This window comes from Streptomyces sp. NPDC007896, assembly GCF_042959425.1.
Taxonomy (GTDB): Bacteria; Actinomycetota; Actinomycetes; order Streptomycetales; family Streptomycetaceae; genus Streptomyces.
Window position 1 is genome coordinate 22,043 of sequence record NZ_JBIBKX010000027.1, and the last position, 13,314, is coordinate 35,356.

A 13,314-nucleotide genomic window follows, 5' to 3' on the forward strand; every position below is an offset into this window, starting at 1 on the left:
GCGAACAAAAACCGCCAACCCGCGTGAACAGAAACCGCGCGTGCAGCGAAGCCACCCCGCCTCAATCGCCAACAAGCGCGAACGGTTACAGGTGTGGTGACAGAGCGCCGTAGGGGCCAGTGAGCGTGATAGTTGGCCGTTCCGAGCGCGGCACTGTCGCTGTTCGCGCGACATGCCACGAGTTCCCGCTGTCCCGCCCCACCATGGTCACCGTCCCGCTCGAACCTGGTGTCACGCGTCGCGGACCGGCCGTGTCGCGCCGCGTCCCGCATCCTCCCGAGCTGCAGCCATGCGACCGATCGCGCCGGCGTCATCCGGCGCGCGGGCTGGAGGTATGGACACCATCGCGCTAGGAAAGGTGGAGATCACCCGTGTGGTAGAGCTGCCCGCCAAAGGCCGCACCCGCGACTAGGCCGTGTCCGGTCGATCATGTGACTGGCGGTTGCTGTGGTCGTTGTTCTGGTCATGGGGCGGGGTGATCTGACAGATCAGGAGTGGGAACGACTGTGGCCGTTCCTGCCGGTGAGCAACGGCCGGTGTGGCAGGTGGCGGGATCATCGCCAGGTGATCAACGGGATCCTTCATCGGGTGCGGACCGGGGTGCAGTGGCGTGACCTGCCGGAACGGTTCGGGCCGTGGAAGACGTGAGAAGTCCGACTCCAAGGCCGCCCGCCTGCGGCGGGGTTCACGCGGCGGGCGGCCCCCCCCGGATTCGACACCGAGCGCTACAAGAAGCGCAATGTCGTCGAGCGGGCGATCAACAAGCTCAAACAGTCGCGGGCCGTGGCCACCCGCTATGACAAGCGCGGATACATGTTCCTCGGCACCGTCACCGCCGCAGCCCTGATCATCTGGCTCCGCTCTTGAGCGACCGGACACTCCCTCCCTAATCCATGGCGGTTATAGCGAATGCAAATGTGACCCAGGCAACCAGACAGAGAACAACCACAGTGAGCAAAGCACAGCTGACGGTCGTGATGACCCTCCAGCTGAACCGCGTCATGCGTTCGGCCCGGTTTACCGCATCCTGGTAGTCAGTGTCGTCGTGCCAGCCACGATCAGTCATAAGAACCCCCTGGCCGGAGCCTAGAACATAGGCACCTGCCCCGGAGGCTGCGTCGCAGAAGGGGCCCTCTGTCACTTCCATCATGATCGGCCGGACACGGCCTAGGTCTTCCCCGACGTGCCCGTCGAGCACTGGCAGGCGCATCAGAACTGGCTCGCCCCCACCCCACGGAACGCAGGCGGGTAGCCGGTTGCTGAGACACGCTCCTGATCCCGACACCCGTCAGGACCGGGTGCCATCACCCTTCCCGAAGCCCATCGCGCCTCCGGCACGCAGAGGGTTCGGTCTCGCTCGGGGATCGAAACCCCTGGCTGTCAGCGGACTGCCGCGCCGAGCACCGATTCGATGCGGCGCAGGACGCCTGGCCAGCCGTTGCCCATGCCCTCGACTGCGGCCTTGCCCAGCGGGGAGTCCAGGTCGAATCCGGCGTGTTCGAGGAACAGTCGGGTGCCAGTACCCTCGCTCTGGAGCCGCCAGGTGATCGTGGTGTCCAGGGTGCCGGGCGCGAAACTGTAGCGGAGCAGGCGCTCGGGCTCGACCGTGAGCACCTCACAGGGCTGCTGTCCCCACTGGCCCATGTCGAGCGTGAAGCGGTGGCCGACGACCGGCCGCACGTCACCAGCCGCCCACCAGCGCGCGTGCAGCTCGGGATCGGTCAGGGCCTTCCACACCGCGGCGGGGGGATGCGCGATGAACTGCTCGCAGTTGATGACGGTCGGATCGGTGGTGGTCATTGAGACTCCTCGTCAATCAGGTCGCGCAGTGCGCCCAAGCGCGTGCGCCAGTAGCGTTCGAAGGGATGCAGCCACTCACTCACCTCGGCGAGTGGAGCGGCCTCGAGGTGGTAGTAGCGATGGCGACCCCTGGGCTCCTCGCGCACGAGCTGCGCGTTCTTGAGCACCGTCAGGTGCTCGGAGATCGCGGGTCGGCTGAGTGCGAACTGGCTGGCGAGTTCCCCGGCCGCACACGGTCCGTCCTGCAGAGCTTCCATTAGCCGCCGCCGCACTGGATTGGCCAGCGCGCTGAACACATCTCCTTTGGGCATGGAAACCATGATGCGTCGGAGAGTTCCGACGTGTCAACTTTTTCCTACACGTTTCCGCCGTGCCGCCTCATGCAGCCCCAAGCGCCGCACAGCACGGACTGCCCAAATTGATACTGACCCACGCTCCTAGCTTCGCGGTCGTGTCCGATACTCCACGCCTTCCTGGGCTTGGGCTGACGTCGGCCGACAGATTGGTTACTGCAGCCCTCCGGTCAGATCAACCTCCCCGGAGGAATTGTCGACAGCATCCAGCACCTCTACGGCGGCGACTTCGTCCCGTGGGCCGGCGGTGTTCTGGTCACCGACGGTGAGCTGATCCTCGGTGCCGCAGGCGCATCCGGTGCCCATACCGTCGAAGACGAAGAGGCCGTGCAAACGGCAGTGCGGCGGTGGCAGGAGAACGTTCCGTTGGATAACCAGAAGTAATGCGGGTTGAGGTGGTACTGAAACCCGGCCGGTACGACTCGGTTTGAGGGAGCTTGATCACGCTGCGAGTCCGGGGTGTCGCGGTAGCGGACGGCATGAACCCGCAGGTGTTCACGCTGCGTGTGGTAGTCCCAGTACTCCTCGAAGTCACCGATGCTGACCACCGCGCGGAGCTTGAGCACAGCCTCGGCCCCGGTCAGGCCCCAGCGGGCGTCGGTGATGTCCATCCGGTCTTTGACCAGGTGCCGGCACGCCCCCTCGATCACGCCGGTGGCGATCCCAGCCCTCCGCCAGCGCGATGTCGTAGCCGAGGTAGGGCAGTTTGACCCGCAGGTAGCCGATCGCCTTGTCCACCCCGAAGCGCCGCTGGGCGTCCAGTTCCTCCGCCTCCGCGCGCTACGAGCACGTCGGCGACCTGCTCGGCCCGGCCCTCGAGGATCTCGAACGCACTCTGGCCGACCCACGCCTCGGCGGCCGGGTCGGTCCACTCCCGCTCCCGGTCCGGGTCGCAGCGCTCGGCCTCGTCGTACACCGCGCCGATGGCCTGCTCAGCGTCTCGTTCGACGGAGGCGGTCAGCCACTTCGCCCGCGCCCTGGGGCGTTCGGTGCACTCTGCGCGCTCGGCGGCGCGGAGTCTGACCACATCGCCTGCCTGGCGCGGCATCGGCGCGAGGTCGTAGACCGCGCCGACGGTCGCCATCCGTTTGCGCCCGTTCTTCTCCCCGCCGGCCAAGCGGGTGGCGAACGGCCCGCCCCCGGATGCAGCCTTCCTCGCGGCGGCTCTTCTGGTCTCCTCGCGCAGCGCCTCCGGACGCATCACGATCCCCTTGCCGTCCGCCAAGAGCACCAGCAGCATCTCCTCGGAGTCGGAGTCGGAGTCGGAGTCGGAGTCGGAGTCGGAGTCGGAGTCGGAGTCGGAGTCGGAGTCGGAGTCGCGCGCGTGTGCGTAGGAGTCGTCGACGTCCGCCGCGGCGCGCTCAACCAGCTGCTCGGCCTGCTGCTTGCCCATGTGCGTGCCGGTGGCGCACTTTCGCCGAACGGGATCCACCACGTCCAGCTGTGGCCACCGAGCTGCGCAGACGAACATGAATGTGACGTGATGAAAATAACCATTCAGCTCTATGGGCTGTTGCATGGTGACATTCTGAACCTAGCCTGTGGCGACTCTTTAACGCACCGCTAACACCGTGAGGCCGCCCCATGGCATCTGTCGACCAGCTCGCCCCACCAAGCACGGGCCAGCACCACAGCTCCCTCCGACGGAACGTCGGAATGATTGGACTGCTCTGGGCGTCCGCCGGCTCGATCATCGGATCCGGCTGGCTGTACGGCGCGAAGAACGCCGTCGTCGCCGCTGGCCCGGCGGCTCTGATTTCCTGGGGCATCGGCGCGGTCGCGATCGTGCTGCTGGCGTTTGTTCATGCCGAGCTGGGTGGAATGTTCCCCGTCGCCGGCGGTACCGCCCGTTACCCGCACTACGCCTTCGGCGGCCTGGCAGGCATGTCCTTTGGCTGGTTCGCCTGGCTGCAGGCGGCGACCGTGGCGCCGATCGAGGTCGAGGCCATGATCGGCTACGCCGGTCACTGGCACTTCGCCAAGAGCTTCCTCAATGACAACGGCACCCTGACGACGAGCGGCTTCATCGTCGCGGTGATCCTCATGGGCGTCTTCGTCGCCGTGAACTTCCTCGGTGTCACGGTGCTGGCCCGGACCAACAGCGCTGCCACCTGGCTGAAGATCTTCGTGCCGCTGCTCGCCATCTTCACCCTCGCTGCGACCCACTTCCACAGCAGCAACTTCACCTCGCACGGCTTCGCGCCGTTCGGCTCCAAGGGCGTGCTCGCCGCGATCAGCACCAGCGGCATCGTCTTCGCCCTCCTCGGTTTCGAGCAGGCGATCCAGCTGGCGGGCGAGAGCCGCAACCCCAAGCGCGACATCCCTCGCGCGGTGCTCGGCTCAGTGGCCATCGGCACGCTGATCTATGTCCTGCTGCAGGTCGTCTTCATCGGCGCGCTGCCCGGCAGCAGCTTCGCCAAGGGCTGGGACAAGCTCGACTTCGTCGGTATCAGTGGCCCCTTCGCGGGTCTGGCCACCCTTGTCGGTCTGGGCTGGCTGACCGTGGTGCTGTACTTCGACGCCATCGTCTCCCCGGGCGGCACCGGTCTGATCTACACCACCTCCACCTCCCGTATCTCCTACGGTCTGAGCAAGAACGGCTACGCGCCGCGCGCCTTCGAGCGCACGGACTCACGCGGGGTCCCGGTGTACGGCCTGATCATGTCCTTCGTCACCGGCGTGGTCTGCTTCCTGCCGTTTCCGAGCTGGCAGCAGCTGGTCGGCTTCATCACCTCCGCCAGCGTGCTGATGTACGCGGGCGCTCCACTGGCCTTCGGCGCGCTGCGCCGGCGCCTGCCGAACCGTGAGCGCAGCTACCGGCTGCCGTTCGGCGGTGTGCTCTCCCCACTGGCGTTCATCGTTGCGAGCCTGATCATCTACTGGAGCGGCTGGCAGACCCTGGAGAAGCTGGGCGAAGCGATCGTCCTGGGCTACATCCTGCTCGGCGGCTACGCCCTCTACGCGTCCAAGAAGGGCCTGCCGAACGCTCCGCGGATCAGTTGGAAGTCCGCCCAGTGGCTGCCGGTCTACCTGCTCGGCATCGGTGTGATTTCCTGGCAGGGCACGTTCGGTAACGGCCAGGGCAACCTGCCGATGTGGACGGACATCGCCGTCGTGGCCGTGTTCTCCCTGGCGATCTACCACTGGGCGATCCGCGTGGCCCTGCCGACCGACGCGATCGAGCAGAACATCGAGGACGTCGAGGTCGTCGACGCGGGCGGTCACTGATCCGTCCGCACTCCCTGATACCGGGGCGGTCCCGAAGCGGCCGGTTCCCGGGCGGCGCACGCGCACACTGTCCCGGCTTTGTCTGCTTCCCTCCCTGAAGGGAGGGGATTCCTTCCCTTCAGGGCTGAGCGGGGATTTCTGGCTCAGGCTGCCTCTGGGAGCAGCGCTCCCGGTGGTCTTACGCCCTCGACACCAGCCGGGTTCAGACCTGCCCGGACGAGCATCACGTGGGCGGAGTTCTTGTCTCTGGGGGAGACGACTTTGCACGCGGTGCAGGTGTAGGTGCGCTCGGACAACGGCAGTGCGTGCTTGGTTCTCGCTCCGCACGATGCGCAGTCCATGGTGGTGTGTGCAGGATGCACGAGACGGATGTCCCGTCCGTGCTTGTGGCCATCTCGATCAGGGCCTTCTTCGTGGCGCCGATTGCGGCGTCCGCCGCCTTGCGCGCCATCGAGGACCTGGCGAGGAACTTCGGCCTGAAGTCTTCGACGGCGATGGCGTCGTGGTCGGTCACGGCCTTCTTCGCCCACTTGCGGCCGGTGTCCTGCCGCTGCCGGGCGATCTTCGCGTAGGTTTTCGCCCGCCACTTCTTCGCCTCGCGGTAGCCCTTCGAGGCGGCCTGCCCCTTCTTCGGCCGGCGGCGGGTCACCATCCGGTCGTAACGCGTCAGCCCAGCCTGCGCCTTGCGGCCATACTGGGCGTGCGGCAGATCGTGGGCGTTTGAGGTGGTGGTCGCGGTGTGCTTCACCCCCCAGTCCACGCCGAGCACTCGGCCGGTCTGCGGCAGCGGCCGCACCTCAGTGGGGACCACGAACGAGCAGTACCAGTGCCCGACGCTGTCTTGGTACACGCGCACCGAGGAGGGTTCGCCCGGCAGGTTGCGCGACCACACCGCGCTCAGCACGATCCCACCCGCCAGGCACAGGCGGTCGTCCTTCAGCCGGAACCCGCGCCGGGTGTAGTTCAGCGTCGGCAACGCCTCGCGCTTCTTCTTCCACCCCGGCATACCAGCCCGCTGCCGCTGAGGCAGGCGTTCCCGGATGTCCTTGTGCGCCTTCGCGCGGGACCTGCCGAAGTCCCGGATCAGCTGCTGCTGAACAACCGAGCTGCCCTCACGCAGCCACGGCGTACGCTCCCGCGCCCCGGTCAGCATCCGGTCGAGCTGCGCCGGGCCACAGGTCCGCTTCTGTCCCGTGGTCTTGTTGTGCAGGTGGACCGCCTTGGACTTGGCGACGCACTCGTTCCAGATCCACCGGCACCGTGCCCACTCCGCCTCCAGCGCCACACGGGCACTCGACGACACGCGAAGCCGGTAGGTGTACCGGGCGTGCCCGGCCCTGTCGGCTTCACTTGGCGTCGTCATGAGGCCACCGTAGCGTCGTGATTCGTTTCTCACTCCGGATCCCGGCAGACCTGCACGAACAGGTGACCGCCCGCGCCGCTGCGGACCGGCGGTCCCTCAACTCCGAGATCCTCCACCTCCTGGAGGTCGCCCTCGCCGCTCCCCGGCCAGACGCCGGATCGCCCGGCGGCGATCCGGCTTCTCCTGCCCCGCTACGCGGGAAACCGGATTCCTCCCCGGCCTGAAGGACGGGGCATCCTCCGGGAATCCCGGTGACAGCGCGGGCCGGGGCAGCCGGAAGACGGCGGTCGGACGGCCCGTGGTCCTGCCGCCCGGAGTGCTGTCCGGGGTCGTCCCGGCCGGTCGGCCGAGGTACCGGTCCGGTGTGGCGCCGGTCCGGTGTGATGCGCAGCTGTTGTCCGCGGCCTGGTCTCGCGTGTGGTCAGGACTGCTCGCGGCAGTCCTCTTCGGTGCACTCGAGAGTGACGAGGGTCTGGTCGACCTGCTGGCTGGTCAGAGGGGGTTCGGGCAGTTCGTGGGCGCCCTCGGTGCGGAAGGCGTCGAGCATCAGGTGGAGGTGGCGGCGCCAGGCTTGGGGGGCGATGGTGCGTGTGGCCTGGATGATCCCGGCCTGGGACCAGATCACGAAGGCGATGTCCTGCGCGGTGACGTCGCCGCGCAGGACGCCCTGTTCCTGGGCGTTGTGCATGATCTGGATGCAGATTTCCTTGGCGCGTTCGTACATCTCGCGGCCGGCCACGTGAAGGGGCAGCCGTGCCGAGACCAGGTCGTTGAAGGCGCGGTCGCAGGCCTGCAGCTGGCAGAGTTTCTCCAGGTAGCGGCAGAACCCCTCCCAGGCGTCGTCCATGGCCGCGGCTTCTTCCGCGGTGGTGAGCAGTTCCGTGTACTTCGCGTTGAAGAGTGTTTCGACCAGGGCGAGCCGGGTGGGGAAGTGGCGGTAGAGCGTGCCGATCGCGACGCCGGCCTCGCGGGCGATGCCCTCCAGGGATGCCCCGAGGCCCTGCTCGGAGAAGGCCGTGCGGGCGGCGGCCACGATCGCGTCCCTATTGCGCTGTGCGTCACGGCGCAGGGGTTTCGCCGGTGTCTCCCTCGCGGACGGGGCGTGGTGGTGGCTCATGGCTCGAGCGTAACATGAGGCCCCCCTCGAATTCGGTTGTTGTCATGTTTCCGATCGCAATCTCGCCACTCTGACGTGCTGTGATGAGCCTCACTGCAAATATGAGGCACCCCTCGGGTACGGTGGCAGAGCCGAATGTGAGGCACCCCTCCGGATGACCTTGCGGCAAGCCGACTGACCCGGGATTTCCGGATCTCGGTTCACATGGAAGCGGCGGCCGCCAGCTCGGCGAAACCGCGGCAGTCTCGCAAGGGAAATGACCATGAACAGCATGACCAAGCGCGTCTCGATCGCACTCGCCTCCACGGCACTGGCCGGCGGAGCCCTTCTCGGAGCCGGCGGCTCGGCGTCGGCAGCCACGACTTCGGTGCCCGTGCAGCACACGCAGTACGTGTCCGCAACCTCCGCGACCAGCAGCGAGCAAGCCGGCCGCCACACGGACGACGACCGCCGTGACGACCACCGTGGGCAGGACACTGTGCGCTACGTACGGGCTGCGGACCACGAGGGCGAAGCGGCCTCGTGGCGCGGCGTCAGCGCCGCCCGCTGGTACGAGGACCAGGTCGACGAAGCGGCCTCGTGGCACGGTGTCAGCACCGCCCGCTGGCACGAGGACCAGGTCGTGTGGTCCCTGAACCACAGCTGACGCGCCCGAGCCGCCCCACTCCGGAACGCCGGCGCCTGCCCACACAGCAACACGGCCGCACCCCCGGCCGACCAGGATCCCGGATCGCGCGCCCCACGGCGGTCCGCACCCGCATTGAGACGCACGCCGCACGCAAGGCGAAGGCACTCTGGCCCTCAGCGCCCGCCACGCCGACCACGGCCAGGCCCGCACCGACACATGAACCTCGTCGACCGCTTCCCTTGCCGATCGCTTCCCCCCACGCCGGTCCCTGCCTTCGAGACCGACGCCCGGTCAGGTGTGAGCTGTGGCGGCGTCGCCGTTCAGGGCGGGACGTCGTTGTCGCTCACCGCCGTCGCCCCCTCCGCGGGAACCGGCACTGTCGACGTCACCATGACCACCGCCGCCGGCACACCGCGGGGCCTTGCGCCACCAGCACACACAGCTGCGGGGCAGGACACGGGAGGCGACCTCACGACCAACGGGGTCCTGCCTGCACGCCCGATCCTCGACTGCCCGGCCCAGGCTGCCCGGCTTCCGGCTCGGCCCAGGAGACGCACACCGAACGCGAACCAGCCCTGCTCACCGGCCAGGACCATGGATCCGGCCGGTAGCCGGCGGGCTTTCGACGTCATACGGCGCGAAGAGGAGACCGGTATGTCTCCCCGCTTCCGTGAGTGCTGCGCTCGGGCCGCGAGGACACCTGACACGACCGGACCCAGGGCGCTACCAGATCAGGCACCAGTAGTTGCCGGCCTGCCCGGTGCCGACCGACGTGAGGCCCTTTGGAAGCAGCGCCGGGTCCGGGTTGCCGACGGCCGCCAGCGAACAGGCAGGATCGCCGACCACTCCAGCGGCGGCCATGCGCTGAGCAGCGGCCGTCGCCGCCGCGCTCGTGTACCACCGTGTCGGCGATGGCGTCGGCGTCGGCGACGGAGGCTGTGACGGCGTCGGCGTCGGCGTCGGAGGCTGTGACAGCGTCGGCGTCGGCGTCGGCGTCGGCGACGGAGGCGGCACGGGTGGCGTGGACTTGGGCGCAGAAGGCCGTATCGGTGTGGGCCTGGGCGGGGGCGGCGCGGTCAGCGTCGGTATGGACGTCGCTGTTGCTGTTGTCGGTGGTTTGGGTGCTGGAGGCTGCGTGGGCGTGGGCAGGGACGGTACGGGCGGCTTCGGTGTGGGCGTGGGCAGGGACGGTACGGGCGGCTTCGGCGTGGGCTTCGGCACTGCTGTCGCCGACGGGTTGGGCGCGGGGAGCCGCGTTGCCGGTGGCTTCGGTTTCGGCCCGGACGAGGGGGCCGCCGCCGTCTCGCGGGGCGTCGGCTGAGGCCGGTTGCTCGAGGGTGCCGATTGCCGGGGACGAGCTGTCGCTGTCGGCTTGGGCCCCGGGGTGCGTGTCGACGTGGGCCGTGTTATGTCCGACGGCGTGGGCCTAGGGGCTTCATGGTCGGGCGTCACTATCGCCCAAATGCCGACGCCGATGCCACCGGCGACCAGCACGGCGGCACCGCCCGCGATCCACGGGGCTCGACGGGCTGAGCGTCGGTGCCGGTTCATGCTTCTTACTGTCTGCAAGGGGTGGCGGTGGCGCCACTTGGGTCAGTGGCTTCGGGTTTTCCAGCTGATGCAGGGACACGGCCGCGAGAGCCGGTTGTCGCGATGAGCCGGTTGGGCCGTCGGGGTGGCACGGGAGGCACTGGAGCTTGCTGCACGAGAGAATCTCGAGAGGGCGGGCCGGGGCCAGCCGGGCGACCGGACGGCAGACACCCCGCCCGAGGAACGGACGCCACGCCTGCATGCCGGACAGTACCGGCTTCACCTCCGACCGGCCGCATGGCTTTGTTCAGAGCTGGTCCGGTCGAAGCTGCACGTAAGTCCGCTTGCCGTACGGGTCCGTGCTGTCGATGGTGACGCTCTCCCACTCATCGGCCGGCGCCTCGGGCACATCGGCCATCCGGTATTCGGCCTCCGCCAGCAGTTCCTCGGTCACTCGGACGCCTGTAAGGCGCTCGGCCAGTGCGAACAGTGCTGCCTTGCGATCCACGTCGGGGGCTTCATCACCGGTGGGGTTGAGCCCGACCTCCGTCATTACGGCGTTCAGCTCGTCCGGGGTGCTGCCGGTTCTGACCGAGGGCCACTCGAACGTCGTGCGCAATTCCCCGTTCTCGCGCCAGTGGAAGAAGTGCATGGGCTTTCCCCCGTTGCTCGAATGGGAGACGGCACGGGTCCCGGCGGAGAGCTCCTCCATGAATCGAGGCGACCCCAGATCACCGCCGAACGCCAGGGCGAGGGTCCAATCTCCTCCCTCGCCCCGGACGGTGCACGCTCCCGCGATGACGGACTCGTCCCAGCCATCGGACTCGTGGATGAGTTCCTGGTGTTCCCCGATCAGGGTGTCGAGCCCAATACACACACCCCGCTGCTAGGCCCCCGCCAGGCCGAGCAGCTCTGCGGGCGAGACTCCCCGCACCAGGGTCAGGGTGTACCCGATCTCCAGCGCGTACCCGAACAGTGAGGACGAGGAACGTACCCAGCCGTAGTCGGCTGCGGTGGCTGAGGTCATGCAACGCATCCTGCCAGCGACCACTGACACCGGGCGTCGGCGCCGCCGGGTTGCGGCTTATCTCTGGATGAGTGTCGGGCTCATGATCGGGTCCAGGTCTGGTTGGTGTCTGCGTCGCAGGTCCGGAGTTCGAGTTGGGTGCCGTTGCTGTTGCCGTTGCCGGTTGTGTCGAGGCACTTGCCGGAGCCGACGTTGACGATCGTGCCGTCGGAGCGGGTTCGCCACTGCTGGCCGGGGGTGCCGTTGCAGTCGTAGATCTGTAGCGGGGTGCCGTCGGTGGTGGCTCCGCCGGTGGCGTCCAGGCAGCGGTTGGCGAACACGGTCAGTTCGCCGCTCACGGTGGAGGACCATGTCTGGTTGGTGCCGCCGTTGCAGTCCCACAGCGCAGGACGGGTGCCGTTGGCCTGGTTGCCGCCGGGCAGGTCCAGGCAGCGGCCGGACTGTTTCCCCTTGTAGACGGCGGTGGTGTTGGCGCGGTACCAGGTCTGGTTGGTGCCGCCGGTGCAGGTCCAGAGCTCCAGCGGGGTGGTGGGGGTGGTGTCGCCTGCGGTGGCGTCCAGGCACTTGCCGGAGTTGGGGTTGACCACGGTGCCGTCGCTGTTGACGGTCCACTGCTGGCCGGGGGTGGCGTTGCAGTCGTAGATCTGCACCGGGGTGCCGTCGGTCGTGGCGCTGCCTTTGGCGTCCAGGTACTTCGCTCCGCCGTAGACCGTGAGTTGACCGGAGGGCGTCAGGGTCCAGGACTGGTTGGCGGCGCCGGGGCGTTGGTGTTCTCGTTGGAGCCGCGCTGCCATGGGCTGGCCGGCTCGCAGAAGTAGATCGGTATGTCAGTGGCGCGGGTGAACTCGTCGTGTCGGCTCATTTCGCTGCCCTGATCCCAGGTCAGCGAGCGGGCGACCTCGGCGGGGAGTTCGGCGAAGGCGTGCAGGAGGGCGTCGCGGACGTGCTCGGCTCCCCGGCCGTCGGGCAGGTGCAGGAGCTTGACGTAGCGGGTAGCGCGGTCGACCAGGGTGCCGATGGCCGATCTATTGCCCTGGCCGACTATGAGGTCGCCCTCCCAATGACCTGCGATCTGGCGGTCCGTGGCTTCGGCCGGGCGCTGGTTGATCAGGGTGCCTGGGGCGATGAAGCGGGTGGCGCGCTCATCAACGCGGCGACGGCGGCGCCGGGCGCGGCGGCCGGATCGCAGCAGGCCGGGCTTGCGTTCCAGGCCGCCGCGGTGCGGCAGGTAGATCGCCTGGTAGATGGTCTCGTGCGCCAGGTGGCGGTCTGGTTCGTCCGGGAAGGCGGCACGCAGGACCTGGCTGATCTGCTCCGGGCTCCAACGGCGGTCCAGGTGCTGCTGGATGAACTCCTTCAGCTCCGGATCGCGCCGTATCTTTCCCTCCTTCGAGCGGGCGCGGCGCACGGCAGCTCGCCGCTGGGCCTGAAACGGGTGGTACTTGCCGGTGCGCGGGTCGCGGTTGCGGCGTATCTCGCGGCTGATCGTGGCGGGGTCGCGGCCGAGCTCGCGGGCGATGGCGCGCAGGGACTTCTTGGCCCGGAGCAGGTCGGCGATGACGATCCGCTCGTCCTCGGACAGATAGCGCGGCGACACCTCGACGATGTCCCGCTGTTCGGCGATCGGCGAGTAGACGCGTTCGCGGCCTGCCCGGTCAACGACCTTCCGTCCGTACCTCCACCGGGTCCCGGTCCTACGGTTGATACCCACCTCGCGGCACGCGGCCGAGTTGCTCATTCCCTGCGCCATGAGCCGAAGGTATTGATCACGCTTCTCGGCGAGCGGGGCAGGTCCAGGCTTCTTGGGCTTCCGGCGCGGCTTGGTCATCGCAACATCCCTCAGGGCAGGTGTTGCAACGACCTATAGAACCCAAGCGAGTCTGATGGCCCCAGTTGGGGATCTTCGATGGGTAGCGTGACCGAGTCGGTTGGCCCCACCTCGAAGGTGTGGGCCGTGGCAGAATGCCGACATGGTTCCCATCCGAAAGGGCGATGCCGCGTAGGCGCCCGAAGGCCGTCCGCGTGGAGCGGTGGCGGCCCCCCACACATGTGCCGGTCCCTCGGATTCCGGGGGTATCTGCTCGGACACGGGCCGCTGTTCGCCGTGTTGAGGCCGAGTACCTGTGGCCGAATGCCGTTGCTGACGCGCTCAGCCGATTTGAGTGGGCCTTCAGGCAGCCGGGACGTTATCTGACTGGCCCAGGTGAGAGTCCCGGTATCGAGGTCGAAGACGGCCGCGATGCGCTGGACGTGGCTCTGAGGCACCTT

The 13,314-nt window shown here is 68.1% G+C and carries 13 protein-coding genes and 3 pseudogenes; 6 read left to right on the forward strand and 10 right to left on the reverse strand.

Annotation, left to right across the window (positions count from 1 at the left end; translation table 11 throughout):
* The first annotated feature begins 465 nt into the window (after window positions 1–465).
* Window positions 466–867, forward strand: a pseudogene (locus tag ACFZDJ_RS49820) (transposase).
* Window positions 868–1,380: 513 nt separating this feature from the next.
* Here the strand turns inward: ACFZDJ_RS49820 and ACFZDJ_RS49825 are convergent.
* Both ACFZDJ_RS49825 and ACFZDJ_RS49830 read right to left on the reverse strand, forming a co-directional pair.
* Window positions 1,381–1,800 (reverse strand): SRPBCC domain-containing protein, encoded by a 420-nt coding sequence (locus ACFZDJ_RS49825; RefSeq protein WP_384921431.1) that lies wholly within the window; start codon window positions 1,798–1,800, stop codon window positions 1,381–1,383.
* Window positions 1,797–2,111 (reverse strand): metalloregulator ArsR/SmtB family transcription factor, encoded by a 315-nt coding sequence (locus ACFZDJ_RS49830; RefSeq protein WP_391069529.1) that lies wholly within the window; start codon window positions 2,109–2,111, stop codon window positions 1,797–1,799. The genes ACFZDJ_RS49825 and ACFZDJ_RS49830 overlap by 4 nt, the downstream gene beginning before the upstream one ends.
* A gap of 294 nt (window positions 2,112–2,405) precedes the next feature.
* Between ACFZDJ_RS49830 and ACFZDJ_RS49835 the strand changes: the two genes are divergently transcribed.
* A complete protein-coding gene (locus tag ACFZDJ_RS49835) occupies window positions 2,406–2,537 on the forward strand; it encodes a hypothetical protein (protein ID WP_391069660.1) in 132 nt (43 codons plus the stop codon).
* Between the two features lie 262 nt (window positions 2,538–2,799).
* Here the strand turns inward: ACFZDJ_RS49835 and ACFZDJ_RS49840 are convergent, their stop codons facing one another.
* Window positions 2,800–3,546 (reverse strand): hypothetical protein, encoded by a 747-nt coding sequence (locus tag ACFZDJ_RS49840; RefSeq protein ID WP_391069531.1) that lies wholly within the window; start codon window positions 3,544–3,546, stop codon window positions 2,800–2,802.
* A 191-nt stretch (window positions 3,547–3,737) separates the two neighbouring features.
* Here ACFZDJ_RS49840 and ACFZDJ_RS49845 point away from each other — a divergent pair, with 191 nt between their 5' ends.
* A complete protein-coding gene (locus ACFZDJ_RS49845; protein WP_390937393.1) occupies window positions 3,738–5,381 on the forward strand; it encodes an amino acid permease in 1,644 nt (547 codons plus the stop codon).
* Between the two features lie 143 nt (window positions 5,382–5,524).
* Here the strand turns inward: ACFZDJ_RS49845 and ACFZDJ_RS49850 are convergent.
* Window positions 5,525–6,744 (reverse strand): annotated as a pseudogene (locus ACFZDJ_RS49850) (RNA-guided endonuclease InsQ/TnpB family protein).
* A gap of 17 nt (window positions 6,745–6,761) precedes the next feature.
* Here ACFZDJ_RS49850 and ACFZDJ_RS49855 point away from each other — a divergent pair.
* On the forward strand, window positions 6,762–6,968 hold the full coding sequence (locus ACFZDJ_RS49855) for an Arc family DNA-binding protein (protein WP_391069533.1): 207 nt from the start codon (window positions 6,762–6,764) through the stop codon (window positions 6,966–6,968).
* 197 nt (window positions 6,969–7,165) lie between these two features.
* Here ACFZDJ_RS49855 and ACFZDJ_RS49860 read toward each other — a convergent pair whose 3' ends face one another.
* Window positions 7,166–7,861, reverse strand: a complete 696-nt coding sequence (locus tag ACFZDJ_RS49860) for a TetR family transcriptional regulator (protein ID WP_390937391.1) — start codon at window positions 7,859–7,861, stop codon at window positions 7,166–7,168.
* Window positions 7,862–8,123: 262 nt separating this feature from the next.
* Here ACFZDJ_RS49860 and ACFZDJ_RS49865 point away from each other — a divergent pair, with 262 nt between their 5' ends.
* Window positions 8,124–8,507: a hypothetical protein gene (locus ACFZDJ_RS49865; protein ID WP_391069534.1), complete on the forward strand. Its 384-nt coding sequence runs from the start codon at window positions 8,124–8,126 to the stop codon at window positions 8,505–8,507.
* Here the strand turns inward: ACFZDJ_RS49865 and ACFZDJ_RS49870 are convergent.
* Complete coding sequence (locus tag ACFZDJ_RS49870) at window positions 8,452–8,685, reverse strand: DUF6207 family protein (RefSeq protein ID WP_391069536.1); 234 nt, start codon at window positions 8,683–8,685, stop codon at window positions 8,452–8,454. The genes ACFZDJ_RS49865 and ACFZDJ_RS49870 overlap by 56 nt on opposite strands.
* A 527-nt stretch (window positions 8,686–9,212) precedes the next feature.
* Window positions 9,213–9,350: a hypothetical protein gene (locus tag ACFZDJ_RS49875; RefSeq protein WP_390937385.1), complete on the reverse strand. Its 138-nt coding sequence runs from the start codon at window positions 9,348–9,350 to the stop codon at window positions 9,213–9,215.
* Between the two features lie 31 nt (window positions 9,351–9,381).
* On the opposite strand from ACFZDJ_RS49875, the gene ACFZDJ_RS49880 reads away from it, so the two are divergent.
* On the forward strand, window positions 9,382–9,810 hold the full coding sequence (locus ACFZDJ_RS49880) for a hypothetical protein (RefSeq protein ID WP_391069538.1): 429 nt from the start codon (window positions 9,382–9,384) through the stop codon (window positions 9,808–9,810).
* Window positions 9,811–10,326: 516 nt separating this feature from the next.
* On the opposite strand, the pseudogene ACFZDJ_RS49885 reads toward ACFZDJ_RS49880, so the two are convergent.
* The 3 genes and pseudogenes from ACFZDJ_RS49885 to ACFZDJ_RS49895 form a co-directional block, all read right to left on the reverse strand.
* Window positions 10,327–11,055, reverse strand: a pseudogene (locus ACFZDJ_RS49885) (DUF6461 domain-containing protein).
* Window positions 11,056–11,126: 71 nt separating this feature from the next.
* Window positions 11,127–11,840, reverse strand: a complete 714-nt coding sequence (locus ACFZDJ_RS49890) for a ricin-type beta-trefoil lectin domain protein (RefSeq protein ID WP_391069540.1) — start codon at window positions 11,838–11,840, stop codon at window positions 11,127–11,129.
* Window positions 11,777–12,796, reverse strand: a complete 1,020-nt coding sequence (locus tag ACFZDJ_RS49895) for an IS30 family transposase (protein WP_391069542.1) — start codon at window positions 12,794–12,796, stop codon at window positions 11,777–11,779. Before ACFZDJ_RS49895 ends, ACFZDJ_RS49890 begins: the two co-directional genes overlap by 64 nt.
* Between the last annotated feature and the right edge of the window lie 518 nt (window positions 12,797–13,314).

What these genes read in the sequence shown, in the direction of transcription:
- ACFZDJ_RS49890 (WP_391069540.1), bottom strand. Translation starts at nt 11,840, where the DNA reads ATGGCAGCGCGGCTCCAACGAGAACACCAACGCCCCGGCGCCGCCAAC.
- ACFZDJ_RS49840 (WP_391069531.1), bottom strand. Translation starts at nt 3,546, where the DNA reads ATGGGCAAGCAGCAGGCCGAGCAGCTGGTTGAGCGCGCCGCGGCGGAC.
- ACFZDJ_RS49825 (WP_384921431.1), bottom strand. Translation starts at nt 1,800, where the DNA reads ATGACCACCACCGATCCGACCGTCATCAACTGCGAGCAGTTCATCGCG.
- ACFZDJ_RS49845 (WP_390937393.1), top strand. Translation starts at nt 3,738, where the DNA reads ATGGCATCTGTCGACCAGCTCGCCCCACCAAGCACGGGCCAGCACCAC.
- ACFZDJ_RS49875 (WP_390937385.1), bottom strand. Translation starts at nt 9,350, where the DNA reads ATGGCCGCCGCTGGAGTGGTCGGCGATCCTGCCTGTTCGCTGGCGGCC.
- ACFZDJ_RS49895 (WP_391069542.1), bottom strand. Translation starts at nt 12,796, where the DNA reads ATGGCGCAGGGAATGAGCAACTCGGCCGCGTGCCGCGAGGTGGGTATC.
- ACFZDJ_RS49865 (WP_391069534.1), top strand. Translation starts at nt 8,124, where the DNA reads ATGAACAGCATGACCAAGCGCGTCTCGATCGCACTCGCCTCCACGGCA.
- ACFZDJ_RS49830 (WP_391069529.1), bottom strand. Translation starts at nt 2,111, where the DNA reads ATGCCCAAAGGAGATGTGTTCAGCGCGCTGGCCAATCCAGTGCGGCGG.
- ACFZDJ_RS49860 (WP_390937391.1), bottom strand. Translation starts at nt 7,861, where the DNA reads ATGAGCCACCACCACGCCCCGTCCGCGAGGGAGACACCGGCGAAACCC.